The sequence below is a fragment of the Paucidesulfovibrio gracilis DSM 16080 genome, from assembly GCF_900167125.1.
Classification (GTDB): domain Bacteria; phylum Desulfobacterota; class Desulfovibrionia; order Desulfovibrionales; family Desulfovibrionaceae; genus Paucidesulfovibrio; species Paucidesulfovibrio gracilis.
In genome coordinates this window covers 129,728-156,304 of record NZ_FUYC01000005.1, presented here as the reverse complement: position 1 = coordinate 156,304, position 26,577 = coordinate 129,728, and the positions used below count along the sequence as shown (strand labels likewise).

Below are 26,577 nucleotides of genomic sequence, written 5' to 3'. Positions count from 1 at the left end.
TGGGAAGGGGAGTCCGAGGGGAAAGCCCTTTCTGCAAGAAAGGGTTGCCCCTCGGAAAACAATACCTGTCCCCTGCGCGGGGCGCGGCTTGCTCCCAGGCGTGATTTGCACTATGAAGCTCGGGCCTTGCCGAAAGGCGTCCACATGGACGGGTTTCGGCGGCAAGCCGCTGGTATCGGGATATCGCAGGCAGTGCGGGTATCCCTTTTTCTTTGTCCGCTATCGGTTGCGGACGCACCTTCATCCCATACGGAACAACGACCATGATGCGCGATCTTCCCATGTCTTTTGCCGCTGGACTCCAGCCCGATAACGATGGTTCTTCTTGCGAACAATATGTACCCCAGGGCGTCTGCTCCAAGCACATCAGCTACCAAGTGCGGGACGGCAAGGTCTATGGCGTGCATTTTACGGGTGGGTGTGACGGCAACCTCAAGGCCGTTGCCGCCCTGGTGGAAGGCATGGCGCTGGAGGATGTTTTGGAACGGCTGGAAGGCATTACCTGCGGCAAGCGTGGTACGTCTTGCCCGGACCAGTTTTGCCATGCCCTGCGGCGTCATCTGTAGCCCGTCCAGGGCTGCTGCCGTGGGAACGTCCGCGGTGGTGGCTGTGCGGGGCTGAACCCCGTGAATGCCGCTTACCGGCGGCGGATGCTGCCCTGGCTTGCGTTGCCGTCTTGGTGGTGCTGGTGATCGTTGATGATGCCTTTTCCATTGTCCGGGGAAGGGGTGGTCTGGCGTGGTGGGCGGGGCGAAGAGGGGGCCGGATTTTCTTGCTGGTTGATCCTGTCCTTGGCTCCGCTGCTGTTGCCAGTACCCTGGGCTTGTCCGGGAGGGGTTCCTCCGGTGCCGGAGCCGCTCAGGTCGCGGGAAAGCATGCCTGCGAGGTGTGTTACGGCCACGGCAAAGTTCAAATTTTGCCCCCCGTCATAGTAGAACGTGTTGATGCCCAGCACCTGGCCTTGTTCATCCAGGAGCGGACCGCCGCTGTTGCCGTGGGAGATGGCCGCCGTGGTCTGCACCAGGCTGACGCCTTCTTGGGTGCGTAGGCCGCTGACCACGCCTAGGGAAATGGAATTTTCCAGGCCCAGGGGGTGTCCGATGGTCATGACTTCCTGGCCGACCTCCGGCGGTGTTTCGGCCAGAGGCAGGGCTGTGCCGGGGTGCTGCACGCGGATCAGGGCCAGATCCTGCCGTCGGTCGGCATACACCAGCCGCAGGGAGTGTTGGGTTTCGCCGTCGTTGGTTTCCACGTCGATGGATCGGGCGCCTTCCACCACATGATGATTGGTTGCCACGAGCGATCCGTCCCCCACAAAAAAGCCTGTGCCTTCGGAGATGGCGTTTCCCGTGTCGCAGATCACGCGCACCACGGAGCCTTGCACTTGCTTGTACAGTGTGCGGGCATCCAATGTGCGGGCGTCTGAGGGCAGGGGATGCATGATGGTCAGGAACAGAAGGGTCAGCAGAGTGATTCGAAGGGGCTGGTGAGCGGCGTTCATGAAAATTTCTCCACACGGGGGTAGTGTCGGCGCAGGGCGTTTTTCGGGACGCCCCGGGCCGGCGCGGACGATGGTCCGGCAGCATTCGGGGAGCGGATCACTGCCAGGGCATTGGTTCGTGGGCAAAAGCAATACGTTGAAACATGCGGCATTGGCAAGGCCGGGCAGCGTATCGTGGGTTGTCTGGTTTTGTAATCTGACGGAATTGGTGTAATTTATTTTTACCACCAGTGTGGTCTGTACTTTGCAGCTTGGTACGGTTGGAGGATTCTTTTTTCTGGGGGAAAACCGGTATTGGAATTGGGACAGAAGTGTGCGAAACTTCGGAATTGTAAACACCGTACGCGCCGCTCGCAAAAAGGGTATCTGCTTTTCTGCCGTTTTGCATGGTGTCCTAGAGCGGTGCGTCGCCGTTTCAACATTGGGCGCAATGGTGCGGCTGATGCTTGTGCTTGTTGTTTTGTGGCCGGTATGATTCACAGTGTGGATGCGCGATGAACCGACCGGCTCCCCCACCCCACAAAAGGAGATCCACCAATGAAACGTTTTCCGCTGATCGCGCTGTTGCTTGCCGGTCTTTTCCTTGCGGCTTGTTCGGGCGCGCCCACGCTTGACGCGTCTTCGGACGAGGCGCTCAATGCGTCGCTGACAGCCATGGCTGAGGAGCTGTCCACCGAGAAAAAGGAACAGCTGGCGGGGTCCATGTTGCTCTTGGGTATGAAGGGCGCTTTTTCCGGCAAGGAAGGGGCTGCCGTGTTTGCGGAGTATGATGGATGGACCGCGGAGGAGCTTGTGGCGGAAGGTCGCAAGCTGGCGGCGCAATCCAAAGAATAGACGGGTCAGGCAATGTTGAGAGAAAGGTTTTTGGTTCCACGCGCCGCAGGAAATTGCGGATGGCGTGTGGAAGCGTTTGAACGGGAACCCCCCTTGAACGAATAGAACAACGTTTGCAGCATTGCCGTACACAAGGCTCCGGTCGCTTTTGAAGAGTGACCGGAGTCTTTTTTTGCGTGGAGTCGAAAAGAGGGATGTTTCCCGGGCCGGAACGCCGGATCCTTCCGGAACGCTGTTGCAATGCGTCGGCGTGAAGCAAAAAGGATCGAAATTTCAGCATATTCAAATCAAAAAAGCCGTGTTGCACGGTTTTTTATCAAAATCACTTGACGAAGTCTTTGAGCGCTCGTAAGGGTAGGGAAACAGTTTTTAGAACGACGTTTCGCACAGTGGAACGAGCTACAAACTGTTCCATTCGAAGCGCCCGGGAGCGGGGTTCGAATGCGTCGTGGGACTGCTCCGGTGTCGGATGCCGAATCCTTGATTTGAGGAACGGCGCGCAGGGCAAGCAAACAACGGCGCACCACCGATGGGAGTGGCGCGGTCACACGGCGAAGCGGCAAGGGTTGGGAGTCGGGAAATGAATAAACACAACCACAGCTGTTGTTGTGTTGCATGGGCGGTCCCGAAGGAAGAAGGGACCGGGAGTGGTACCATGAGGGAGTATGTTTTGAGTATCTTCGGCCTACATGCGGACTTTGGGGAAGAAGCCGTGGAGCGTCGTGGTCTGAATCACAGAATATTCTGGATTCCGTTTTTGTTGATCACCGCGTCCATTGCCGTGGCCTTGCTGGTTCCGGAAACCTTTGAAAAAGTGGTTTCCGTTGGACAGACGTACATTCTGGACCATTTCAGCTGGCTGTTTTCCTCAACCGGGCTGTTTTGTCTGATCCTGGTGACCGTTGCCTATTTTTCCAAGTTCGGCAACGTGGTCATCGGCGGAAAGGATGCCAAGCCCATGCTCAGCCGCTGGCAGTGGTTCTCCATCACCCTGTGTACCACCATCGCAATCAACATTCTTTTTTGGCCTATTGTTGAGCCTCTGCAAGACATGCTGGCACCGCCGGCTGCTATGGGCTTAGAACCGAACTCACACGGAGCTGCGAAATTTTCGCTCTCCTCCATGTACATGAACTGGGGATTGATTCCCTATGCGATCAACGCGCTTCCGGCCCTGGTGTTTGCGGTCTGCTACTACAACTTGAAGCGGCCCTTCAGCCTCGGCTCCATTCTCTACCCCATTCTCGGCAGTCGGGCCAATCGCGGGGTCGGGAGCGTGGTTGACGTGATTTCATTGTACGCTTTGGCCCTGGGCATGGGTACGTCCCTTGGTACGGGCGTGCTCATGCTCGCCAGGGGGCTTTCCCGGGTGCTGCCCGGTTTGCAAAACACGCCGGGGCTTTGGGCCTTTTTGCTCAGCACGGTGGTGGCCATCTGCATCATGACCTCGGTGAGCGGGGTGCTGCGCGGCATGCGCATGGCCTCGGAATTTAACGCCAAGCTGTTTTTACTGTTGATCATTTTCGCATTCATGGCCGGTCCCACGGTGTTCATCCTGGACTTGAGCACCGAGGCGTTCGGCTCCTTTGTGGATAACTTCTTTGCCCGGTCCCTGTTCACGGACGCGTTCCGGGTGGATTCCTGGCCCCAGCAGTGGACGGTGTTTTCCTTTGCCAACTACATGATCTGGGCGCCCATTTCAGCCCTGTTCCTGGGGCGCATCTCCCGCGGGTACACGGTGCGGCAATTTTTGAGCACCAACGTGATTCTGCCCGTGACCTTTGTATTTATTCACTCGTCCGTGTTCAGCGGCACCGCCATCTGGCAGCAGATCGTCGGCGGGGTGGACCTGCAGGCCAGCATTGCCACGGGCATTGATGAGGCCGTGTACATCCTGCTGGAAAATCTGCCCTTGGGCGGATTGGTGGTGCCGCTCTTTCTCTTCATCGTGCTGGTCTCCTTTGTGACGGCGGCGGACTCCTCCACCAATGCCATGGCCTCGCTGACCACCACGAACCTCACGGAAGACAATCAGGAAGCCCCGGTGTTCCTGAAAGTGGCCTGGGGAGCCATTATCGGCGCTCTGGCCTTCATTATGTTGGTGTTCTCCGGGTTGGACGGCATGAAGACCCTGACCTACCTCGGCGGTACACCCATCACCCTGGTGATTATTGGCGCGGCATTCTCCCTGGCGCGGCTCATCCGCACCGGAGACCGCTACAACAACGTGTAACGTTCCGAATCGGACAAGCATTGGAAAAGAGGGAGCCAGAGTTGTCGAATCTCATCAATTCCGTGGAGCGCGCCCTGGATGTGTTGCTCTACCTCAACCGTGCGGACGGCCCGGTGGGGGTGTCGCAGATCAGCAAGGACATGGGCATGCACAAGAGCACCGTGTTCCGTACCCTGGCCACCTTGGAAAGTCGGCGGTTCGTGTTCCAGAATCCGGATTCCGGTAAATATTCCCTGGGTGTGAGCCTCTATTCCATGTCCAACAAAATTCAGTTCTACGATGTGTTCAAGCCGTTTGCCCGGCAGCTGGGCGAGGAATTCAAGGAGGCGGTCAACGTCTCGGTTCTCGAATCCACGGCCGAAGGCGTGTTTCGCAGCACCATCGTGGTCAAGGAGGACAGCAAGGACAATGTATTATCCGTCAGCCCAACGATCGGGACGAGCATGGATTGTTATTGTTCGTCCGTGGGAAAGTGCCTGCTCGCCTTTTCCCCCGACGTCCCGGTGGAGTCACTCAAGAAGTATTCGTTCGCTCGGTATACGCACAAGACCATAGCCGGTCCCGAGGAATTGGCCGAGGAACTGGCCCGTGTGCGCGCCATCGGGTTTGCCGTGGATGACGAGGAGCAGGAGATCGGCCTTACCTGCGTGGGCGTGCCGATTTTCGATCCGTCAGGACAGGCTGTGGCGGCCATGAGTATTTCCGGTCCCACGCCGCGCATGCAGGCCCACGATACCGAGAAACTGGCCCAGCGCCTGCGCGAAGTGGCCGCGGAAATCACCACATTGCTGTAATGGCCGGGCGGCATCGGCCGCCCCCTGCTCTGTTCACCCTTAACCGTATTTTACGAACATGGTTGTTCGTATAATGTTTCAGGAGCGCAGAATATGAAGATTCTGGCCATCAACCCGGGCGGAACCTCCACCAAGATCGCCGTATTCGACGGTGCGGAGGAACGGCTCAACGTCAACGTCAAGCACGCCGAGGACGAGCTGCACCGGTTTGCCGCTGTGTTTGACCAGCTGCCGCTGCGCAGGCAGGCGATTCTCGACGTCCTCAAGGCCCAGGGCGTGGCCCTGGAGGATCTGGCCGCCGTGGTGGGTCGCGGCGGGCTGTTGCGGTCTGTTTCCGGCGGCACCTACGCCGTGAACCAGGCCATGGTGGACGACCTGCGCAACGCGGTCAGCGGGGAACACCCCTCCAACCTGGGTCCGGTGCTGGCCAAGGACATTGCCGACCCTCTGGGCATTCCTTCCTTTATCGTGGACCCCGTGTCCGTGGACGAGTTCGACGAGGTGGCCCGTGTTTCCGGCCTGGCCGACATCGAGCGCCCGAGCTGGCTGCACGCCCTGAACCACAAGGCGGTCTGCCGCAAGGTGGCCGGGGAGTTGGGCGGCTCCTACGCGGACTTCAACTTCATCGTGGCCCATCTCGGGTCGGGCATTTCCATTGCCGCGCACCGGCGCGGGCGCATGGTGGATGGCAGCGGCGGGCGCTCCAACGGCCCGTTTTCCCCGGAACGCTGCGGATCCTTGCCGGCGTATCCCCTGGTGGGACTTTGCTTCAGCGGAAAATACACCCATGAGGAGCTGGTGCGTAAGATCAGCACCCAGGCCGGCATGTTCGATTATCTCGGCACCAAGGACATGGTGGAGATCGAACGCCGCTACGCCGAGGACGATGCCGACGCCGTGCTCGCGCTGAACGCCTTTGTCCTTCAGACCTGCAAGGACATCGGCGGATATGCCGCGGCCCTGGAGGGCAAGGTGGACCGCATCATCGTCACGGGCGGCATTGCCCATTCCGACTTGATCCTGCGGCTCATCCGGGAACGCGTGCAGTGGATTGCGGACGTGGCCGTGGTTCCCGGGGAAATGGAAATGCAGGCTCTGGCCCTGGGGGCGCTCCGCGTGCTCGACGGCACGGAGTCCGTGGTGGAATACGCTTTTTGACCGTTGGAGCATACTATAATGATAGCCGATTTTCAGGAGTTGATCAGCAAGGTGCGCGGCGGCCGGGTTTTCCGGCTCTGCGTGGCCGAGGCCGGAGATCAGGAGCTGTTGCAGGCCGTGAAAATGGCCGTGGACATGGGCTTTGCCTATCCTGTGCTCACCGGTGACAAGGACCGCGTTCGGGAAGCGGCCTTGGCCGTGGGACTGGAGGAGTACGAATTGCTGGCCGGGGACTGCCCGGAGCAGAGCGCGGCCCTGGCCGTGCAGGCCGTGCGAGAGGGACGCGCCGACGTGCTCATGAAGGGCGCCATCAATACCGCACACTACATGCGCGCCATCCTGAACAAGGAGAACGGGTTGCGGAGCGGCCGGTTGCTCAGCGCCCTGGCCGTGTACGAGGTGCGCGAGTACCACAAGCTCATTTTCTGCAGCGACAGCGGCATCAACGTGGCTCCGGATCTGGAGCAGAAAAAGGACATTCTCGCCAATGCGCTGGAAGCCATGCGCCGTATGGGCATGGAATCGCCCAAGGTGGTGGCGCTCACAGCCAATGAGGTGGTGCACCCCAAGGTGCAGGCCACGGTGGACGCGGCCGAGCTGGTCCGCCTGGCCGGGGAGGGAGCCTTTGGTTCCTGCATCGTGGAGGGACCCATCGCCTTTGACGTGGCCTTTGACCGCCATGCCGCGGAGCACAAAGGCATCGACAGCAAGGTCAGCGGCGAGGTGGACCTGATTTTGGCCCCCAACATTGAAACGGGCAACGCCCTTGGCAAGTCCTGGCTGACCCTGAATAAAGCGAAGTGGGCAGGCTTGGTGCTTGGAACCACGCACCCCGTGGTGCTCGGATCGCGGTCCGACACTGCGGAGGTGAAGATCAATTCCATCGCCCTGGCCTGTCTTTTGGCCCAATCGTAGCAACCCGGTACGTGTATTCAATGAGTTGTTGAATAATCCGGACGCTGCGCTTCGTCGTTCGTCAACCCGCAACGACTATGCAACCTGAGGAGTGGAGCAATGCAAAAGAGTCTTGGTTTCAGCCCCCGCGTGTTCATCACGCTGTTTTTTGCAGGCATGGCCTATGCCATCACCTACGCGGTCCCGTTCGTCCAGTATGTCTTTTATGATCCCACCCTGCACGCCCTGGGCGCCACCAATGCCCAGCTGGGTACGTTGATCGCCATCTTCGGCATCGGCAACATCGCGGGCGCGCCCCTGGGCGGTCTCCTTTCCGACCGCTACAACCATAAGACCATGTACATCATGGGCCTGATGGGTACGTCCCTGCTGTCCATCCTGCTGGCCTACAACCTGAACTATCCGTTCGCGGTGTTCGCCTTCTTCGGCTTCGCCATTTCCGGCCTGTTCCTGCTCTTCCCGGCCCACATCAAAGTGGTGCGCCTGCTGGTGGACGAAACCCGCCAGGGTAAGGCGTTCGGCTGGGCGGAATCCTTTGCCGGCATCGGCAGTGTGATCATCAACGCCATCGCCATGTGGGTTTTTGCCCGCTACGTGAACGAAGTGCTCGGCTTCAAATCCGTGCTCATCTTCTTCGGCTTGTGCGGCATCGCCTGTTCCGTGGTCCTGTACTTCCTGGTGGACAACCCGGCCAAGGCCATGTCCCGTCGCGGCAGCGAGGAGCAGGAAGAAAACAAGAACAAGGCCGCCATCACCCTGAAGGACTTCTTCATCGTGTTGCGCTGCCCGGGAACCTGGTTCTCCGGCATTGCCGTGTTCGCCACCTATACTCTGTATTGCTCCCTGTCCTACTTCACGCCCTACTTCACCAACGTGCTCGGCGTGACCGTGGCCTTCTCCGGCTGGCTGGCCATTTTGCGCCAGTATGTGATCCGGTTTGGATTCAGTCCTCTGGGCGGATTCCTGGGCGACAAATTCAACTCCGTGACCAAGGTGCTCTTTGTGAGCTGGCTGGGCGCCATCGGCGTGCTGCTGACCATTCTCTTCCTGCCCGAAGGCACGCCCCTGGTGCTGGCCATCGGCCTGATGCTGCTCATGAGCATGCTGACCTTCTCGGCTCGCGGCGCCATGTTCGCGGTGCCGTCCGAGGTGAAGATCCCGGTGAAATACGCGGCCATCACCGCAGGCATCGTCTGCGCCATCGGCTATTCCCCGGATCTGTTCATCTTCATTCTCTTTGGTAACTGGATCGATACGTACGGCAACGACGCCTACAACATGATCTTCATCTACAACATCGTGGTCTGCACCATTGGCGTGATCAGCGCGTTGCTGACCTTCCGCTACAAGAAGTCCCTGGCCGACAAGGTGCAGGAAGAGCAGGCCCGATAAACCCTTACGGTTTGCACGCAAACCGTAGAAACACATTGTCAAGAGGATTGCTATGGAGTCCATCATTGTCAGATCGGAACGGTGCAAGCAGTGCGGATTGTGCGCTGCGCACTGCCCCAATGACGCCATCAGCTTTTCCGAAGAGTTCAACGAGGCAGGCTACAACTTTGCCTGCGTGGACGAGGAAAAGTGCGTCAGGTGCGGCATCTGCTACACCATGTGTCCGGACGGCGTGTTCGCCATCGTCAAGGACGCGCAAGCCGCGGGAGGTCAATAACATGGGCGATATGATGAAAGGAAACATCGCCATTGCCGAGGCCGCGGTACGGGCCGGGGTGCAGCTCTATGCGGGCTACCCCATCACCCCGTCCACCGAGATCATGGAATACCTCTCGGGACGTTTGCCCGAACTGGGGCGCAGCTTTGTGCAGGCCGAAAGCGAATTGGCCGGCATCAATATGGTCATGGGCGCTTCCGCCTGCGGATTCCGCGCCCTGACCGCCTCCTCCGGTCCCGGCATCAGCCTGAAGCAGGAAGGCATTTCCTGCATTTCCGACGAGGAATTGGCCTGCGTGGTCATCAACGTGGTGCGCTACGGCAACGGCCTGGGTACCCTGTATTCCTCCCAGTGCGACTACTTCCGCGAGACCCGGGGCGGCGGCAACGGCGACTACCGCTGCATCGTGCTCAGCCCCTCCAGCATTCAGGAAGCCGTGGATCTCATGGTCCCGGCCTTTGAGCTGGCCGAGAAGTACCGCATCGTCACCGTGTTCATGACCGAAGGCGCCCTGGGCCAGATGATGGAGCCGTGCGACCTGCCCGACTTCATCGAACCGGAGCGGCACGCCTGGGCCTTGGACGGCAAGTACACCTACAAGAAGATCGGCATCTTTGACCGTGATTCCATGAAGGAAGCGGTGGAGCTGAACGAAAAGCACGCCTTGATCAAGGCCAATGAGCAGCGCTGGGAATCCGGCTATGTCGAGGACGCGGACTATGTGTTCGTGGCCTACGGGCTGCCCGGTCGCTCCGTCATGGGCGCGGTGGAAGAACTGCGCGCCGAAGGCCGGAAAGTGGGCTTCATTCGTCCCATCACCACCTGGCCCTTCCCGGAAAAGGCTTTTGCCGAGGTCAACCCCGGGGTCAAGGGCTTCATCTCCGTGGAGGCCAACGCCACGGGTCAGCTCATCGACGACGTGGCCCTGACCGTGAAAAAGACCTTCCGCGAGCGCAACGTGCCTACGTGGTGCCTGCCCTGCGTGTATGGGGTGCCGTCCATCAAGTCCACCAAAGAGGGACTGGCCCGCATCATGAACGGCGAGCTGAAGGAGGCGTACTAATGGCCAAGGAAAGAAAAGTCCCCGCACTGATCGACAACGCCATGTCCTTCTGCCCGGGCTGCGGCCACGGCATCGTCATCCGGCTCATTGCGGAATGTCTGGAAGAGCTGGACCAGCAGGAGAACATCATCTTCCCCATCGGGGTGGGCTGCTCCAGCCTGCTCGGGGGCGGCTTGGTCACGGACCGGCTGCATTGCCCCCATGGTCGCGCCTCGGCAGTGGCCACGGGCATGAAGCGCGTGACCCCCGAAACCACCATCATCGCGTATCAGGGTGACGGCGACGCCTACAGCATCGGCATCGCCGAGACCATCAACGCGGCCTACCGCAATGAAAACATCACCATGATCGCCATCAACAATACCAACTTCGGCATGACCGGTGGCCAGATGAGCTGGACCACCATGCCCGGCCAGGTGACCACCACATCGCCCAAGGGCCGCGACTGCGGCATCACGGGGCAGCCCATCCGCTTCCCCGAACTGGTGGCCCAGGAATTTGGCGTGGCCTACTCGGCGCGCGGCACCGTGACCTCGCCCAAGCACGTCAATAAGCTGAAGAAGTACATCAAAAACGGCATTCAGGCCCAGATCAACGGCGAGGGGTACTCCGTCATCGAAGTGCTCTCCCCCTGCCCGACCAACTGGCGCATGAGCGCGCTCAAGGCCATGGAACGGGTGGAACAGGAGCTGATCCCGTACTACCCGCTGGGTGAATTCAAGACCAGAAAGGAGAATAAGGATGCGTGAGATTCTCTTTGCGGGATTCGGCGGCCAAGGCGTGCTGACGTCCGGTCTGGTCATGTCCCAGGTGGCCGTGTTCAAGGGCCAGAACGCCACGTGGATTCCCTCGTACGGCTCGGCCATGCGCGGCGGAACCGCCAACTGCACCGTGAAGTACGGCGAGGGCATGATCTACAACCCGGCCCAGGAAGAGCCGGACCTGCTGCTGGCCATGAATGGTCCGTCCTTGCAGGCCTTTGCCCCCATCGTCAAGCCTGGTGGCATCATCCTGGTGAACAGTGATATCGTGTCTGAGGACCAGCAGGTGCGCGACGACGTGAACGTCTACCGTGTGGCCTGTTCCACCCTGGCCCAGGAAATCGGCCAGCCCCGGGGCGCCAACATCATCATGGCCGCTGCCGTCATCAAGCTGCTGAATGATTTCAGCATGGAGGACGGCATCCAGGGCATGAACGACATGTTCCGGAAAAAAGGAAAAGAAAAATTCGAAAGCGGAAACGTCCAGTCTTTCGAATGCGGATACAACGCGGTCTAGTCTGAAAACCCCTGGCCTCCGGGCGTGGTGCGGTCTTTCGCCCGGGGGCCGTTTTTTCAGCCGGACATTTTGTCCGCAAACAAATTATTCCGACTGCCTGCTTGGAACGAATTTTCCGCAGGAGCCGCAATGCCTTGCCCAAGGAGGGCGTATGTGTCCCTTTGATCAGTTTGTATCGAATCTACGAAATACTTTTCCCGAGGAACGGGTCCACACCGATGAGTTGTTGGTGAAGGCCTATTCCGTGGACGGCAGCCCGTTCGAGCCGCGTGCCAAGGCCGTGGTGGACGTGGCCTCGCCCGAGGATTTGCAGGAGTTGCTGCGTCTGTCGCGCGAGCACAAGGTCAGCGTTACGTTCCGTGGCGCGGGAACCGGCGTCAGCGGCCAGACCATTGCCGAGGAAGTCACGGTGCGGTTCGTGGGACCGCACTGGAAGCGCATCGACGTGCTGGACAACGGCGACCGCGTGCGCGCCGGCTGCTGCGTGGTGGGCGGCGATGTGAACGAGGCGCTCAAGCCCTACGGCCGGTTCATGACCTCGGACCCCTCGTCCGTGGGCAGCGCGTTTATCGGCGGCATGGCCGCCACCAACGCCGCGGGCCTGAGCTGCGTGGTGGCACGTAACATCTACCACATGATGACGGACCTGCATTTCACGCTCATGGACGGCGCCACCGTGGACACGGCCGATCCGCAGAGCGTGGCCGCGTTCCGCAAGAGCCACAAGGCCATGCTGGACGAATTGCTGGGGCTGCGCGAACGCATTTTGAACAACGAGGAAATGGACGCCAAGGTTCGCCGCAAGTTTTCCATCCGCAACACCGCGGGCTACAGCCTGAACGCCTTCACGGACTATGACGATCCCGTGGAGATCCTCCAGCATCTGATCATCGGTTCCGAAGGCACCCTGGCGTTCATCCACGACATCACCCTGCGCACCGCGCCCCTGGAGACCTTGCGTTCCACGGCCCTGGTGGGCTTCGACTCCCTGGATACCGCCATTGAGGGCGTGCTTCAGCTGGAGGCGAATTGCCCCATGTATGCGGTGGAGTTTTTGAACTCCGTGTCCCTGGGCTGCCTGATGGAGTTGGAAGAGTTCCCCGAAGGGCTGCGCGGCTTGGGCAGCGATGCCTGCGCCCTGCTGCTGGAGACCACGGCCGTGGACGAGGCCCAGCTCACGGAGCGCGTGAATAAGGTCACGGAACTGCTCACCCCGCTCAAGCCCGCTCTGCCCGTGAAGTTCGAGACCGATCCCGCCGTGTGTGAGCATCTCTGGAACCTGCGCCGGGCCTTGTTCCCCATCCTGGCAGGCACCCGGGCCCCCGAGGAATATGCCTATTCCGAGGACTATTGCGTACCCATCAAGAATCTGCCCCAGGCCTGCAACTCCTTTGTGGAGATTCTGAACAAGCATGGGTTCACCAAATCCGGTGTACACGGTCACGCCCTGCACGGGAACATCCATTTCTCCATTCCCTTGCAGCTCAACAATCCCACCGAGGTGGGCAAGGTGGCCATGGTCATCGATGAGGTGGCCGACGTGGTGCTCTCCCTGGGGGGCGCGCTCAAGGCCGAACATGGTACGGGCCGCGCTGTGGCGCCGTTCGTGCGCCGGGAGTGGGGCGACGATCTCTACAAGGTCATGCAGGATCTCAAAAAGGCCATCGACCCGGACGGCCTGCTCAACCCCAACGTGATCCTCAACGACAACCCCAATTGTCACCTGGAAAACCTCAAGTATGCCGGTCCTGTGGATCGGGCCATCGACACCTGCGTGGATTGCGGGTTCTGCGAATACGTGTGTCCCTCCGGCGAGGTGGGATTGTCTTCCCGGCAGCGCATTTACACCCTGCGCGCCATTGCCGGGCTGATCCAGGCCGGGGAAACCGAAAAGGCCGAGCGCTGGCAGAAGAAGTTCGATGAAAAGGGCCGGGATACCTGCGCCACGGATGGACTGTGTTCCAAGCGTTGTCCCCTGGGGCTGGATATTGCCGGGTACATGCGCAAATTGCGGCACCAGGCCGCCACTGAACGGACCCACAAGGTGGCCGGAAAAATCTGCTCCAACTTTGCCTTTGCCCAGCGCGCCGCCTCCACCATGCTGAATGTCGCTTCGGCCGCGCATAAGCTCATGGGCCACAATCTGGCCCGAGGCACGGGCAAGCTGACCAAGTCCATGATGGGCATGCAGATGCCGGACCTGCGTGAGGTGAACCTGCGCGGCGGCTCCCCGTTGCCGCTGCCGGGGCGCGCCCTGGGGCGCGACAAGGTCGTGTATTTCCCGTCCTGCGCCGTGCGCAGCATGGGCTACACCAACGACGAATCGCACCACAACCGCCCGCTCATGGAAGTGACGGTGCGCGTGTTGGAAAAGGCCAAGTTTGACGTGGTGCTGCCGCATAAGACCAATGATTTGTGTTGCGGCAAGGCTTTTGAAACCAAAGGTTTGTTCGAGGAGGCGGACCTCAAGGCCTCCGAGCTGAACAAGGCGCTTCTGGAAGCCACGGAGAACGGCAAATATCCCGTGCTCTGCGAAACCAGCCCCTGCCTGGCGCGCATGAAAAAGACCCTGGACGAGCGTCTGGTGCTCATGGAGCCGGTGGAATTCGTGTTGCAGTACCTGGCGGACCGGTTGCGGTTCAATCAGGTGCCGCGCAAGGTGGCGCTGCATGCCACCTGCTCCATGCGTGAGATGGGCCTTGTGGAAAAATTCCGGGAAGTGGCTGAAAAGTGCGTCACCGACGTGGTCATTCCCGAAAAGATCTTCTGTTGCGGATTTTCCGGCGACAAGGGCTTTACGCATCCGGAGCTGAACGCTTCGGCCCTGAAGACCCTGGCGCATCAGATCCGCGATTGTTCCGAAGGGTACAGCACTTCGCGCACCTGCGAGGTGGGCCTGACCCTGCACGGCAAAAAGCCGTACCGGAACATCTTGTACCTTATTGACGAGTGCACTTCCGGCATGTAGGCGCGGCCCCCCCCTCCCCATCACGCTGAATGTGCCTGTGCGCACGGCCTGCGTGCCGGATTCCCGTCACCTCCAGGCGGCGGCCATAAGGTCGCCGCCGACCCTCCTCCCCCTGGCGATGCACCGGACGGAAGCATTGCCCCATGACCGGCGGGCCGCCACCCGTCGGTCTTTTTTTCAGGAAGCCCGGCGCGGTGTCCTTGTTCGGTGTTCAGCCAATGGATTCGTTCATAAACGCCAGGCAATCCCCGGCCCGCTGGGTCCAGGACCGGGCCTGATGGCTGGTGCGGCAGCGCTTTTGCAGTGCATGGGCCAGAGCGGGGTTCGTGGCCAGCTCGCGGATGGTGCGGGCCAGCGCCTCCGGGCTTTCGTCTCGGGCCAGGAGCGCGGTTTCGCCGTGCCGGAGTACGCCCGTGATGGCCGGAACAGGCGTGGCCACCGTGGGAATGGCAAGGCCCATGGCCTCGTAGAGCTTGATGGGGGAGAAAAATTCCGCGCCCGAGCTTTGCGGCACCACGAAGATATGGCAGTTGCGCAGATCCGCGGCCAGCTCCAGGGGGCTGCGATGCCCGGCAAAGCGCACCCGCTCGGCGCCGTTGGGCACGTTGCGGGCCATTTCCCGCAGGCGTTCCAGCTCATGGCCGGGATTGCCGCCCAGCACCAGGAGCCGGAAGCGGTCGGGCAGGTGGGCCATGGCCTGCACCAGGTTGTGGATGCCCTTGCCCGGGTAGAGGCTTCCGGCATAGGCGCAGCGCACTTCACCGGAGAGGTCCACATCCGGCATGGGCGAGAAAATGGCGTCGTTGTAGCCCATGGGAGAGACAAAGACCGGCAGGTCCGGAGCGTAGACCCGCTGGAGGTCGTCGCGCAGCACCGGGCTGATGACCACGATTCCGTCCAGCTCGCGTAGCAGTTCGCGTTCCATGGTCTCGTAGCGGTCCGCCCTGCCCGTATCCAGCAGCCGATGCTGCTCGGAGAGGATTTCATGCATCTCGAAGAAGAACGGGATACGCAGCCGCAGACGGCGTTTCAGCCGGGCCAGAAACAGGGCTTCCTTGATGTCGCGGGAATAGAGCACGGTGTGGGCGTCGGCTGTCAGGCACCGACGGGCCAGGCCAACGCGGAAGTGCAGGCCGTAGATCCCTTTGTGTCCGCCGCCCAGGGCCGTGAGGTCCAGGTCCGGTGTGGGGCGCAGGGCATAGCCGCGCTCCAGCTCGGTTTGAAAGGCGCGGCGATCCCTGGCGCGGAATCCCGGCAGCAGGGTGGTGCGCACTCCATTGGCCGCGAACGCATAGGCCATGGTCAGGGATTGCAGGGCATTGGCCGCCCGGGACGGGAGGATGAATTTTTTGGCGAAAACAAGGCGCTGGATGGTCATGCCGGGGCTATCCTTTTTGGAATACGCCCACGAGACTGAGTCCCTTGCTCCCGGGCAGCAGCGCGTCCACATAGGGCATGACCCACAGCGCGGCGTTGATGGCCTTGAGGGTGCGGTTGTTGAATGTGGTGGAAAAATTGGAGCGTTTTTGACGGCGGCGGCGATAGGCCATGGCCCCGGGTTTGTTCATGGCCCGCAGTTGCAGGGTGGTGAACCCGCAGCCGGAGAACAGGCGTTCCAGGGTTGCGGGATCATAGCGCCGGAAATGCCCCGAGGCTTCGTCCATGGGCGAATACATGGAGCTGTCCGCAGGCACCTTGATGCAGGCCACGCCGCCGGATCGGAGCTTGCGGCCCAGTTTGGCCACGCTTTCCGCGTCGTCTTCCATATGTTCCAGGACATCCAGGGCGATGAAGGCGTCAAAGGTGCTGTCCGGCAGAACCGAGCAGTCCCCGCGCAGATCGCAATGAATCGCGTCCAGGTTCAAGTTCGCGTACCGGCCGCGCAGCCGTTCCAACAGGGTCGGATTGTAGTCCACGGCGGCCACGTGTTGGACCTGATGGCGGTAGGTGTCGATGAAATGTCCGCCGCCCGCGCCCACTTCGAGTACGTCGCCCCGCAGATAGGGCAGGAAATGGCGCGCTATCCAGCGGTAGTAGTTGGGCATGAGCGCCAGCTTGTCCTGCGGCGCATCATAGGCGCAGTCCGTATTCACTTGTCGGGGCATGGACCCTCCCTGTTGTTTTCCTGGTGCTAAATCAAAAAGGGAAATTTCTCAATTTGCGGATTTTCCGTTGCCGCGTTGCGGCGGGTCGTGTTGCGTCATGGACAACGGTGCGGATCTGTGCTTTGTTGCGGCAGCGGAATACCGGCCCTGATGGTCCGGTGTCGGCGTGGTCCGCACTCTTGGACTCGCGCCGCAGCACGTCGCCGCATTGTTACACCACAGCACAAGAGGGATCGTAAGCGTGAAGGTTGTTGTTCTTGTTCCGGCCTACAACGAGGAAGCCCGCTTGCGGGAGGTCATCGACGGATTGCGGGCTGTTGCCGATGCCTCCGAGGAGCATTCCGTTTCCATTTACGTCATCAACGACGGTTCCGCGGACCGTACCCCTGAGATAGCCCGGGAAGCCGGGGCCGACCGTGTGCTGACCCACCAGGTGAACCTGGGATTGGGCGCGGCCGTGCGCACCGGCCTGCTGGCCGCCGGGGACGACGGATTCGACGTGGCCGTGAAGTTTGACGCGGATCTGCAGCACAGCCCGGACGACGTGCTCAAAATGGTGGTCCCCATCGCCGGGGACGAGGCGGACGTGGTCTACGGCCACCGCTTCAACAAGATCAGCTACCGCATGCCCTTTGTGCGCCGTACCGGGAACAAGGCCTTCACGGGGCTGATGCGCTACCTCACGGGTTGGGATCTCAAGGACAGCCAGCCCGGAATCATCGCCATGTCCCGCCGGTATTTTCAGGATTTCTACATGCCCGGCGACTACAACTACACGCAGCAGATCCTCATGGACGCCTATCTGCGGGGAATGCGCTTTGCTCATGTGGATGTGCATTTCAACGAGCGCACCACGGGTTCCTCCTTCATCTCCTGGAAGTATCCCTTCAAGGTGCTTTTGCAGATCGCCCAGGTCATCGTGGGCATCAATCCCATTCGTCTGTTCGGTCCCATTGCCGTGGCGCTTATTCTGCTCGCGACCCTGGTGGGCGGGTTCGACCTGCTGGACTGGGTGTTCGGCGACGCGGCCAAGCCCATCGAGCACGTAAACTTTACGCTCGGCGTGGGATTGTTTGGCGTGCAGACCCTTTTCTTTGGTCTGCTGGCGGATTTGATCGTCAAGATGGGCTGTCGGCGGAAATAGTCCATGGCGTCTTTCTGGAGCCGAATACGCAACGCCCTGACCGGATGGGATCGCCGCCGGCACCTGCTGGTCCTGCTGTTGCTGTTCGTTCCGGTGTTTTTCGGGTTTTCCCTGGGTAAGATGGAGCCGACCGCACATCCCGCCGGGGACGCGCCGCAATACCTCAACGGCGCGTATAACCTCTTGCAGCACAACGTCTATTCTTCGCAGTCCGCGCCTTCGCCCTCCATGGTCCCCGAGCCGGACGCGTTTCGCCCGCCCGCGTATGCGTTTTTTCTTTCCCTGGGCATGCGCGTGCTGCCCCCGCTGTGGGATGCGGATGCGTCCTGGTTCCATGACAACAAGGCCCATGCCCTTGATCCGGCGTATATTTGGCTGAAATATTTGCAGGTGCTTTTGCTTTTGGCCACGGCCCTGGCTGGCGCGTGGATGGTCTATGACATTACCAAAAGCCCGGCATACGCCCATTGGTGTTTGTGGCTGCTGGCCTTCAATCCGGTGTTGCAGCGGTATGTCGAGCGGTTCTACTCGGAAATGTTCGGCATTTTCCTGGTCACCATGTTTGCGGCGAGCCTGTACAAAGCCATGCGCGACCGTTCGTTCCCGTATTTTTGCCTTGCCGGGCTGCTTTTTGGCGGGGTGACCCTGACCTTTGCCCAGTGGGAATACGTGTTGCCTTTTGTGGCCTTGTCCCTGCCCGTAGCCGCCCTGTTTACGCGGCGCGACCGCGGCCGGATTTTGGCGGGGTTCGTATTGCTGCTGCTGGGGGTGGGGCTGGTGGTTGGTCCCTGGCATTACCGCAACTCCCAATTGCTGCATCGGCACAGCCTTTCGGACCGGGGCGGCAAGGTGTTGTTGCTGCGTGCTCACTACAACCGCATGGATCCGGCCACCTACGGGGCTTCATTTTTATATTGGAGCTACGGCCTGCCCAAGCAGCTGCTCAAGGCCTTTGCCGATGAACAGACCTATCAATTTCTGGACCGTGAATATCCTGAAGGTGCGCGCATCAGCGCCCTGCAAGAATACGGCGAACTCAGCGAAACCTTTCGGGACGATCCCGCGGCCCTGGACGGACACCTGCGTTCCCTGGCCATCCAGCGCATTCTGGAACACCCGGTCCGCCACCTGTTGGTGAGCATCCCTATCGGCTTTCGCAATATCCAGGATCCCACGTTCAGCGTGTTCATGGTCCTGGTGTACGGCATGTACGCGTACGGCATGGTCGCGGCTTTGCGGCAGCGGCGGTTCGACATGGTCTGCGCGCTTCTGGCCGTGATTCCGCTGGTGAGCTTCAACGCGCTTGTGACGCATGGTCTGCCCCGGTACAGTTGGCAGATAACCCCATTGGTCTGGTCCGGTGCCTTGTGCGGCCTGCATGCCTGGCGTCGGCGGCGTTCCGGCTAGAACCACGGCTCCGGGACACGAATCGGCCCGCACCTCAACCGAAAATCACATCATATGACCAGAAATCTTCCCCATTTTCTTCACATCGGCGCGGCCAAGTCCGGTTCTTCCTGGATTTATGAAGTGCTGCGCGAGCATCCCGGCATCTTCGTACCCATTGCCAAGGACGTGTCCTATTTCGACCATCAGTACGATCTGGGGCTGGACTGGTATGCCCGGCATTTCGAGGCGGCCGGGAACCGGGTTCGGGGCGAGGTGGCCCATGATTACTTCCTGGACCGCGCCTATGCCGAACGCATCCGCGAAGCCCTGCCGGACGTGAAGCTCACGGCCTGCCTGCGCGAACCTGTGGCCCGCATCGTTTCCCGGTATAATTACGCCCTGAGCACGGAAATCGATCCCCACACGAGCCTTGCCGAATATCTGAAGTCCACCACGGTGGAGCGCGACAGTGACTACCTGCGCAATCTGAAGCCGTTTTACGAGCTGTTCCCCCGGGAAAATATCCGGGTATTTCTGTTCGAGGAGGTTTTTGCGGATCCCGAGGCGTTCTGCCGCGAACTGTACGACTTTCTCGGCGTGGACTCCTCTTTTGTTCCGCAATGCCTGCATCAGCGGGTCCGGCCCGCCCGGCGGGCGCGGGTGCCAGGTCTGGCGCGGCTGGCCTGGCGCACGGCCAAGGCTCTGCGGCAGTGGGGGAAACCCAACTGGGTGGGCGCGGTCAAACGCAACCGGCTCTTCAACCGGCTCATGTTCCAGGAACACAAGACCCACGCCGTGGTGCCGGAAGAGGAAAAAGCGGCCCTGCGGGAACGCTTCGCCCGGGATATTCCGGAATTGGAGCGTCTGTTGGGGCGGTCCGTTGCCAAGGTCTGGGGGTACTGAGTCATGACGCGTCTGGGCGGGCATCTCGTGCGTTCCCTGTGCGGATTCGCCTTTGCCGTGGGCGTGTTTTGGCTGCTGATCCATCTCTCCGGGTTCCGTTGGGCAGACTTCGTGGCCACGGTGTCCGGCATTTCCGCGAGCACATTCCTGATCTTTGCGCTGCTCTCCCTGGCCGCCATGCACTGCGCCGTAAGCAAGTGGCGGCTGCTCTGGTCCGTCCGGGAGGGCGCGGCTCCGGCATGGGGTGTGGTCATGCGCTACCAGACCCTGGAAAACCTGCTTTGCCAGGTTTTGCCCAAGGCCGCGGCCCCGCTTTTGGTCAAGACCTGGGCCATGCGCCACCACGGAGCCTCCCTTAAGCTTGGGTTCGGCACGGCGTTGCTGGACAAGATGTTCGACACCCTGGTCATTGTCTGTCTTTTCCCGGGACTCCTGGCGTTGCTGGCGGGATGGAGCCAGGTGTCCATCGGGCTGCTGACCCTGGGCGTCTTGGTCGGCGCCGGTGTGCTGCTGCTGGCGTTCCGGCGCATGGTCCCCGGGCTGGTCCGGCTGGCCGCGCGCCTGCTGCGGCGGGAACAGGACCAAGGAAGCGTTCGGTTTTGGGAGGCCGCGACAGCTCCGGGACGCGTGACCGGGCTGTATATCTGGGCCGTGTTGCGCATCGGGCTGTTGGGCGTTCGGGCCGCTGTGCTGGCGCTCTGTCTGGGGCTTGATTTGCCGTTTGTTCCCGCTTCCATTCTTGCATGCACGTCGCAACTGGCTGGAGCCTTGGGCCTGACCCCGGGTGGGGTGGGGCTGTTCGAGGGCTTGTTTTATTTCACGGCCCAGGCCGCGGCATTGGCGTCCACGCAGATCGTGGCCTTGCTCCTGGCACTGCGGATGCTGCAATATCTGGCCACATCAGTGCTGGCTCTGCTGTTCTGGCTTGTTCCGCTGCTGCAAAGGCTTACCCGCAGCAACGGCTGACCCTTCGGATACGGAAAAGGCGGGTTCGGTCCGCTCCTTGTGCACAAGCGCGCCCGGCGTTTCGTGCGGTGGGCCGGGGCTGTCGATTGCAAAGGAATCGACGTTCCAGGGCCGAACGCACGCTTCAGCCAGGAATATTGCTTGCGCCGAGTAGCGCCGCATATCTGAAGGATCGGCGGATCGGATCGCCTCAAGGGGTGGCGAGAAAAAACAACCGGGTGGATGTTTTTTTCGCAGGGAATATGCCTTTGGGGGCAGCATTTTTTAGTTCAATAAAAAAGGGTGAATAGATGGGGAACAACAGGGAAGCCGTGTTGTTTTTCTGGCCGTGTGTGGCTTGACGTTGAAAACGAATTTCAATATCAATTTTCCGCGCACAGGGAAGGAGAGTGCCATGAAAATGATGGAACAGATGAATTCCGGCGATGTTTCGAGCGCTGGCGGAGACACGCCCGACATGCCGGAGTCGGCTGCGTGCCGGGGAAAGGATTCGTGCCGGGAAAACGGATTTGTCTTTGATCGGGAGCAGAGCGTGTTGCGTCGGGCCGAGACCGTTCTACAGCATTCCGACCGAATCGGAACCGAGGACTTTCAATGGCTCGTGGATGAATACCGCAAATTGCACCGTCAGGCCCGGCGGCTGGTGACCATGGGAGACCGCATGCAGCGTTCCCTTGGGGCGTTGAACCATCGGCTGGCCGTGGGCGAGGAAAAGTATCGCAGCACCTTTGAGCATGTGGCCGAGGGCATTTTTCGTACCGGCACCCGTGGCGAGCTTCTGGAGGTCAATCCTGCCATGGCCGCCATGTTCGGTTTTGCCTCCCCCGAGGAGATGATCGGTCGGGTGCGCCGGGTGGAGGACTTGTTTTGTCATGAAGAGGCCTGTTCGCGTTATGTTCGCGAAATGGAGGGCCGGGGGCGGATTCGCCGCTTGGAAGCCGAGCTTTGCGATGTCCGGGGATGCCGGGTCTGGTGCGAGGTCAGCGCGGCCCTGCTTTGCCATGTGGACGAGGGAGCGGTCGAATCCGGGGAAAGCCGGGAATCCCCATGCTTTTGTCCTGGCGGCGCCTCGGGGCGGGATGTGCACGCTCACGGCTGCGTGGGGGTGATCGCGGACGTGTCCGAACGCAAACGCGCCCTGGAGGAAATGTGCCGCCTGGCCCGGACGGACGCGCTGACCGGTCTTTGGAACCGGGGATATTTTATGGAACTGGCCCGGCAGGAGTTGCGCCGTTCGGCGCGAAGCGGCTCGCCACTGTCCCTGCTCATGTTGGACGTGGATCATTTTAAGCGGGTCAACGACACCTATGGTCACGACGCGGGCGACGCGGCTCTTTGCGTCCTGGCACAGGTGCTTACCAGGACAGTGCGCGAAGTGGACGTGGTGGCCCGGCACGGGGGCGAGGAGTTTGTTCTCATGTTGCCGGAAACCGACAGCCGCAACGCGCGCAACGCCGCGGACCGGCTTCTGGAGCAGGTGCGCGCCTGCGAGGTGCGTTGCGGGGGCAAGCTTTTTGGCATGACCGTGAGTGTGGGGGTGACCACCACCATCGGCGGGGCGCACACCTTGGACGAGTTGCTCAAGCTGGCGGACATTGCCTTGTATGCGGCCAAAAAAAACGGGCGCAACCGGATGGAGTTTTACCGCCGCGAACTTCCATAGCCCGCTGGAGCGGTTCGGCGTTAGAGGGGCGCCGCGGGGTGGGGATGACCCGGGCGTCGCGTTTTACCCCGGCGCGGAGAGGGGATGATGGTATCGGTCTTGGGTGGATCGGGTGAAGCTGATGAAAATGAAAATCAAATTCTAGTGAAGGTGTCCCCTATGGAATGGATTTCCGCGGCAGCGGGGCGCGTGGCCGCCTGGAGCGTTCGCCGCAAAATGAACGTGTTGTTGCTCGTTACGCTGGTTTTACTGCCCTTGTCGCTGTTGCTTACGGGGCAGGCACTGGGTCCGAAGACACAGGCCAACGTTATTGTGGCGTTGCTGGTGGGCGCGGTGATTCTTTTTGCGCCGTTGTCGTGGCTGTTGAGCCATTTGATGGCTTCGCGCAGCATCCGCGAGCTGAACGACCAGTGCTACCGGCTCAAGCAGGGGGATTTCACATTGGAGGAATTGCCGCCGGAACGTGGTGAGGAGCATGATTTCCTGCGGCTCAAGCGCAATCTGCATTGGATGGGCTATGCCCTTGCCGCTCGCGAAGAGCGGCTTTCGTCCGCCATGCAGCGGCTCTCCGAGGCCCAGCATCAGATCGGGGAGAGCATTGATTATGCGGCGCTGATCCAGCGGTCTTTTCTGCCGGACGCCGCCGATCTCGGCACGCTGTTTTCCGATCATTTTCTTCTTTGGGACCAACGCGACCGCGTGGGCGGGGACTCCTATTGGATGCGCCGTACCGGGGACGGATTTTTCGTGGCCGTGATCGACTGCACGGGCCACGGCGTTCCCGGCGCGTTCATGACCCTGATCGTGCACGCACTCTTTGAACAAGCTGCCGACACCTGCCGCCGCCAGGGACGGGAAACCGATCCAGGGTCCGTGCTTTCGGAACTCAACCGCCTCATCAAGGATGCCCTGGGCCAGAACGAGGGGGGTGGCATGTCCGACGACGGGCTGGACTGCGGGCTTTGCCATGTGAATCCCCAGGCCGGGGAGCTGGTCTATGCCGGCGCCAGAAATCCGCTCTATGTGCTGGAGGACCAGGACGTGCGCGAACTGCGGGGCGACCGCTGCGGCATAGGGTATGTGCGCTCCCCGCGTGATTTCGCCTTCAGCTCCCAGCCGTTGCGTTTTGCCAAGGGACAGCGGTTCTACATGGCCACGGACGGTGCCGTGGATCAGGTGGGCGGGACCAAGCGGTTCCCGTTCGGCAAGCGTCGTCTCAAGGAATTTTTTCTGGAACATGCCAAGCTGCCCCTGGCCGGACAGGACAGACGTCTTGCCGAGGCGTTGGAGCAGTACCGGGGCGAAGAACCGCGCCGGGACGACATCACCGTATTGGGATTTGAGATTGAGGAGAAAGGGCAATGACACACGATGTGTTGCGTCATTACGAAATGGTACGGCAGGACGGTTTGATTCTTTCCTTCAGCGGTCCGGTTTCCCAGGGCGTGGTTGAAGGATTGGCCGAGTTGATGCGTGAGCAGATGCGCACCGAGCTTACCGAAGAACGGTTGGTACGAAAGGTTTTCGCTATTTTGGTGGAACAGCTGCAAAATATCGTTCGGTATTCCTCGGAGCGGGTGCCCGGCACTGGTGGCGAGGAGGAAATGGCCCAGGGCCAGGTGTTGGTGGGTCGTGAACCCGACGGCCGGTATTTTGTGGCCTGCGGCAATAAGATCCCCCGCGATGAAGGGCAGCGCCTGTTGGAGCGGGTGGGGCGGATGCGCTCCATGGACCGCGAGGAGTTGAAGGCGCTCTACAAGCAAATGCGCCGCCAGGGACCGGACCCGGAATCCAAGGGCGCGGGCCTGGGATTTATTGAAATGGCGCGCAAGGCCGAACGGCCATTGGATTGTTCCGTGGTGCCTGTGGACAACGAAACATCCTTTTTTTCCATGAAGGTGGTGGCCTAACGGTCGCGGCCCGCATGCGGCAACAGACAGCAAAAGAGAGGCAACCATGACCCGATACACTGTGCAGGGGACCAAATCGTCCCCACATATCGACTTCGACCCCATGACCGGGGTTTTGCGGATGCAGGGGGAATCCTATCCGGAAAACTGCTCACGGTTTTACGGTCCCATGTTCGAATGGCTGAACGGCTTTCTGCACGATCCCGGCGTTCCCCGGGTGCGCCTGGATATGGAGATCGTGTATTTCAACAGCTCCACCTCAAAGACGTTTATGGATTTGTTCGATCTGCTGGACGATCATGCCGGTCAGGGCCGGGATATTGAAGTGAACTGGCGCTACCATGAGGACAACGAAACCGCCCAGGAGTGCGGCGAAGAGTTTCTGGAAGACGTGCGCCACGTGCGGTTCAACCTCGTGGAAGTGGGGGACTGATGCCCTCGGCGGACGTAGAAGAGCGCTCCGGGCGCTTCTGGTGGACCCGGGTGGGGCTGCGTGCGTGGCTCCTGGCCTGCGGTGCTGGAGTATTGCCCCCGATTGCGGCCGGGCTGCTTGGATACGCGGCCGGCCGGGGGAGTCTGGCCGGGGGCTGGTGGCTTGCGTTTGTCGCGGCCCTGTCAGGCGTGCTCGTGGTCACGGCCGTTGTGGGCGTGTTGTTGCGCCGGATCATCTGCCTGCCCTTGCGGGATATTCGGGAGGCGTGCCGCAGTGCGGCCCAGGGGCGGTTCGATCGGCTCCCCGAAGAAGGCCATCCCCATGAGTTGGGGGAGATCGGGCAATCCCTGCGTGATGTCTTTCATTCCGTTCAGCAGGACGGCAACGACGCCGAAGCCATGCGCAAACAGGCCTTCAAGGAGGCGCACAAGGCGGCGCGTGCCTTGCGCCGTGCCGAACGCGAGGCCCGACGTGCCGAGACCGCTCATGCCGAGGGATTGGAGGCTGCCGCCTCCCGGCTGGAGCGTGTGGTGGAGGATTTGCGCCGTACCGCCGGAACCGTTCTGGACGTGGAACGGGAAGCCGGACACGCCGTGCGGGAACAGCGGCGGGAGCTTTCCGAGGCTGCGGAACTGGTGGAACGCGTCAGCGAGGCGGCCACGGGAGTCGCGGTCAATGCTTCCCGGGCCGAGGAATTTTCCCAGGACGTGTTGGAGCGCGTGGAGCACGGCAGTGAATTGGCCTCGCGCAGCCATGAGGCCGTGGCCCGGTTGGAACGCAGCTATGACGCTCTGACCGAAAACATGGCCCGTCTGGCCAGGGAAACCACGAGCATTGAACAGGTTATTTCCGTGATTTCCGATATTGCGGACCAGACCAACCTGTTGGCCTTGAACGCGGCCATTGAAGCGGCCCGGGCCGGTGACGCGGGCCGGGGGTTTGCCGTGGTTGCGGACGAGGTACGCAAACTGGCGGAAAAAACCATGAACGCCACCGGCGAGGTGGGGCGTATCGTGGATTCGGTGCGCGTGGCTGCCAAGGACAATATTCAGGGCATCCGCGATGCAGGCGGCGCCATGGGCGTGGTGCGGGAACTGGTGCGCGACTCCGGCGACGCGCTGAAGCAGATCGAGACCGTGACCAGGGATGCGGAAGTGCAGGTGCGGGATATTGCCTCGGCCGTGGAAGTGCAGGCCGAGGACGCCGGGCGGATCCGCCGGATGATCGAATCCACCTGCGCGGTGTCCGACGGCACGGTGCAGGCCACGGCCCAATCCTGCCGGGCATTGGAGAGCGTGACCAACGGGGTGGAGGAGTTGCAGGGCATTGTGGAGGGACTGCGGCGCGACGGCTCGGAGCGGAGCGGGGAGAAGCCGCCACGCGAAGCGGACACGGCCGAACGGTCCGCCCGTCGGGTCCGGACGTCGTCGAAGCAAGCGGTTTCGTCAGGCTCGTCCGAGATGCAGCCCGTGGGACGCTCCAGAAAATCGAATGCAGAACCCCGCGAATCCTCGGAGTGCTCGTCCATGACCAGCGGGAAGCCGTCCTGGCAGCCCGCTCCGGCATGAGCGCAATACTAATTTGTCCCGAAATCTTTACTAGTAAATCATGATAGTCCGTCCGCTTTCTTCGTCCATATCGGGTCGGGAGC

General features: G+C 61.1%; 24 protein-coding genes. 21 read left to right on the top strand and 3 right to left on the bottom strand.

Features of this window, described 5'->3' with window-relative positions; translation table 11 throughout:
- Positions 1-263 precede the first annotated feature (263 nt).
- Entirely contained in the window at positions 264-566 is a 303-nt protein-coding gene (locus tag B5D49_RS07935; protein ID WP_078717148.1) for a TIGR03905 family TSCPD domain-containing protein, read from the top strand.
- Between the two features lie 71 nt (positions 567-637).
- Here the strand turns inward: B5D49_RS07935 and B5D49_RS07930 are convergent, their stop codons facing one another.
- A complete protein-coding gene (locus tag B5D49_RS07930; RefSeq protein WP_078717147.1) occupies positions 638-1,501 on the bottom strand; it encodes a S1C family serine protease in 864 nt (287 codons plus the stop codon).
- 537 nt (positions 1,502-2,038) lie between these two features.
- On the opposite strand from B5D49_RS07930, the gene B5D49_RS07925 reads away from it, so the two are divergent.
- The 11 genes from B5D49_RS07925 to B5D49_RS07870 all read left to right on the top strand — a co-directional run bounded on the left by B5D49_RS07925 (position 2,039) and on the right by B5D49_RS07870 (position 14,413).
- Positions 2,039-2,335, top strand: coding sequence for a DUF6694 family lipoprotein (locus tag B5D49_RS07925; RefSeq protein ID WP_078717146.1), 297 nt, complete (start codon positions 2,039-2,041; stop codon positions 2,333-2,335).
- 655 nt (positions 2,336-2,990) lie between these two features.
- Positions 2,991-4,568, top strand: coding sequence for a BCCT family transporter (locus tag B5D49_RS07915; RefSeq protein ID WP_159447170.1), 1,578 nt, complete (start codon positions 2,991-2,993; stop codon positions 4,566-4,568).
- Positions 4,569-4,609: 41 nt separating this feature from the next.
- Positions 4,610-5,362, top strand: coding sequence for an IclR family transcriptional regulator (locus tag B5D49_RS07910; RefSeq protein ID WP_144019296.1), 753 nt, complete (start codon positions 4,610-4,612; stop codon positions 5,360-5,362).
- Positions 5,363-5,455: 93 nt separating this feature from the next.
- Entirely contained in the window at positions 5,456-6,520 is a 1,065-nt protein-coding gene (buk, locus tag B5D49_RS07905) for a butyrate kinase (protein ID WP_078717142.1), read from the top strand.
- Positions 6,521-6,538: 18 nt separating this feature from the next.
- Positions 6,539-7,435, top strand: coding sequence for a phosphate acyltransferase (locus tag B5D49_RS07900; protein ID WP_078717141.1), 897 nt, complete (start codon positions 6,539-6,541; stop codon positions 7,433-7,435).
- A 99-nt stretch (positions 7,436-7,534) separates the two neighbouring features.
- A complete protein-coding gene (locus B5D49_RS07895; protein ID WP_078717140.1) occupies positions 7,535-8,827 on the top strand; it encodes an MFS transporter in 1,293 nt (430 codons plus the stop codon).
- A gap of 52 nt (positions 8,828-8,879) precedes the next feature.
- Positions 8,880-9,104, top strand: coding sequence for a 4Fe-4S binding protein (locus B5D49_RS07890; protein WP_078717139.1), 225 nt, complete (start codon positions 8,880-8,882; stop codon positions 9,102-9,104).
- 1 nt (position 9,105) lies between these two features.
- Positions 9,106-10,167, top strand: a complete 1,062-nt coding sequence (locus B5D49_RS07885; RefSeq protein WP_078717138.1) for a 3-methyl-2-oxobutanoate dehydrogenase subunit VorB — start codon at positions 9,106-9,108, stop codon at positions 10,165-10,167.
- Positions 10,167-10,916 carry a thiamine pyrophosphate-dependent enzyme gene (locus B5D49_RS07880; RefSeq protein ID WP_078717137.1) on the top strand — a complete coding sequence of 250 codons (750 nt, stop codon included), beginning with the start codon at positions 10,167-10,169 and terminating at the stop codon, positions 10,914-10,916. Before B5D49_RS07885 ends, B5D49_RS07880 begins: the two co-directional genes overlap by 1 nt.
- Positions 10,909-11,445 (top strand): 2-oxoacid:acceptor oxidoreductase family protein, encoded by a 537-nt coding sequence (locus B5D49_RS07875; RefSeq protein ID WP_078717136.1) that lies wholly within the window; start codon positions 10,909-10,911, stop codon positions 11,443-11,445. Before B5D49_RS07880 ends, B5D49_RS07875 begins: the two co-directional genes overlap by 8 nt.
- A 151-nt stretch (positions 11,446-11,596) precedes the next feature.
- Positions 11,597-14,413 carry an FAD-binding and (Fe-S)-binding domain-containing protein gene (locus tag B5D49_RS07870; protein ID WP_078717135.1) on the top strand — a complete coding sequence of 939 codons (2,817 nt, stop codon included), beginning with the start codon at positions 11,597-11,599 and terminating at the stop codon, positions 14,411-14,413.
- 211 nt (positions 14,414-14,624) lie between these two features.
- On the opposite strand, the gene B5D49_RS07865 is transcribed toward B5D49_RS07870, so the two are convergent.
- A complete protein-coding gene (locus B5D49_RS07865) occupies positions 14,625-15,791 on the bottom strand; it encodes a glycosyltransferase family 4 protein (RefSeq protein ID WP_159447169.1) in 1,167 nt (388 codons plus the stop codon).
- Positions 15,792-15,798: 7 nt separating this feature from the next.
- Positions 15,799-16,518, bottom strand: coding sequence for a class I SAM-dependent methyltransferase (locus tag B5D49_RS07860; RefSeq protein ID WP_078717133.1), 720 nt, complete (start codon positions 16,516-16,518; stop codon positions 15,799-15,801).
- A gap of 241 nt (positions 16,519-16,759) precedes the next feature.
- Between B5D49_RS07860 and B5D49_RS07855 the strand changes: the two genes are divergently transcribed.
- The 9 genes from B5D49_RS07855 to B5D49_RS07815 all read left to right on the top strand — a co-directional run bounded on the left by B5D49_RS07855 (position 16,760) and on the right by B5D49_RS07815 (position 26,494).
- Complete coding sequence (locus tag B5D49_RS07855) at positions 16,760-17,662, top strand: glycosyltransferase family 2 protein (RefSeq protein ID WP_159447168.1); 903 nt, start codon at positions 16,760-16,762, stop codon at positions 17,660-17,662.
- Positions 17,663-17,665: 3 nt separating this feature from the next.
- Positions 17,666-19,069, top strand: coding sequence for a hypothetical protein (locus B5D49_RS07850; RefSeq protein WP_078717131.1), 1,404 nt, complete (start codon positions 17,666-17,668; stop codon positions 19,067-19,069).
- Between the two features lie 54 nt (positions 19,070-19,123).
- Positions 19,124-19,954: a sulfotransferase family protein gene (locus B5D49_RS07845; RefSeq protein WP_078717130.1), complete on the top strand. Its 831-nt coding sequence runs from the start codon at positions 19,124-19,126 to the stop codon at positions 19,952-19,954.
- 3 nt (positions 19,955-19,957) lie between these two features.
- Positions 19,958-20,920, top strand: coding sequence for a lysylphosphatidylglycerol synthase transmembrane domain-containing protein (locus B5D49_RS07840; RefSeq protein ID WP_078717129.1), 963 nt, complete (start codon positions 19,958-19,960; stop codon positions 20,918-20,920).
- Positions 20,921-21,314: 394 nt separating this feature from the next.
- Positions 21,315-22,583 carry a sensor domain-containing diguanylate cyclase gene (locus tag B5D49_RS07835; protein ID WP_078717128.1) on the top strand — a complete coding sequence of 423 codons (1,269 nt, stop codon included), beginning with the start codon at positions 21,315-21,317 and terminating at the stop codon, positions 22,581-22,583.
- A gap of 159 nt (positions 22,584-22,742) precedes the next feature.
- On the top strand, positions 22,743-23,948 hold the full coding sequence (locus tag B5D49_RS07830) for a PP2C family protein-serine/threonine phosphatase (protein WP_078717160.1): 1,206 nt from the start codon (positions 22,743-22,745) through the stop codon (positions 23,946-23,948).
- Positions 23,945-24,493 (top strand): SiaB family protein kinase, encoded by a 549-nt coding sequence (locus tag B5D49_RS07825; RefSeq protein WP_078717127.1) that lies wholly within the window; start codon positions 23,945-23,947, stop codon positions 24,491-24,493. The genes B5D49_RS07830 and B5D49_RS07825 overlap by 4 nt, the downstream gene beginning before the upstream one ends.
- Positions 24,494-24,539: 46 nt before the next feature.
- Entirely contained in the window at positions 24,540-24,926 is a 387-nt protein-coding gene (locus tag B5D49_RS07820; RefSeq protein ID WP_078717126.1) for a DUF1987 domain-containing protein, read from the top strand.
- Entirely contained in the window at positions 24,926-26,494 is a 1,569-nt protein-coding gene (locus B5D49_RS07815) for a methyl-accepting chemotaxis protein (RefSeq protein ID WP_078717125.1), read from the top strand. The genes B5D49_RS07820 and B5D49_RS07815 overlap by 1 nt, the downstream gene beginning before the upstream one ends.
- The last annotated feature ends 83 nt before the right edge of the window (positions 26,495-26,577 follow it).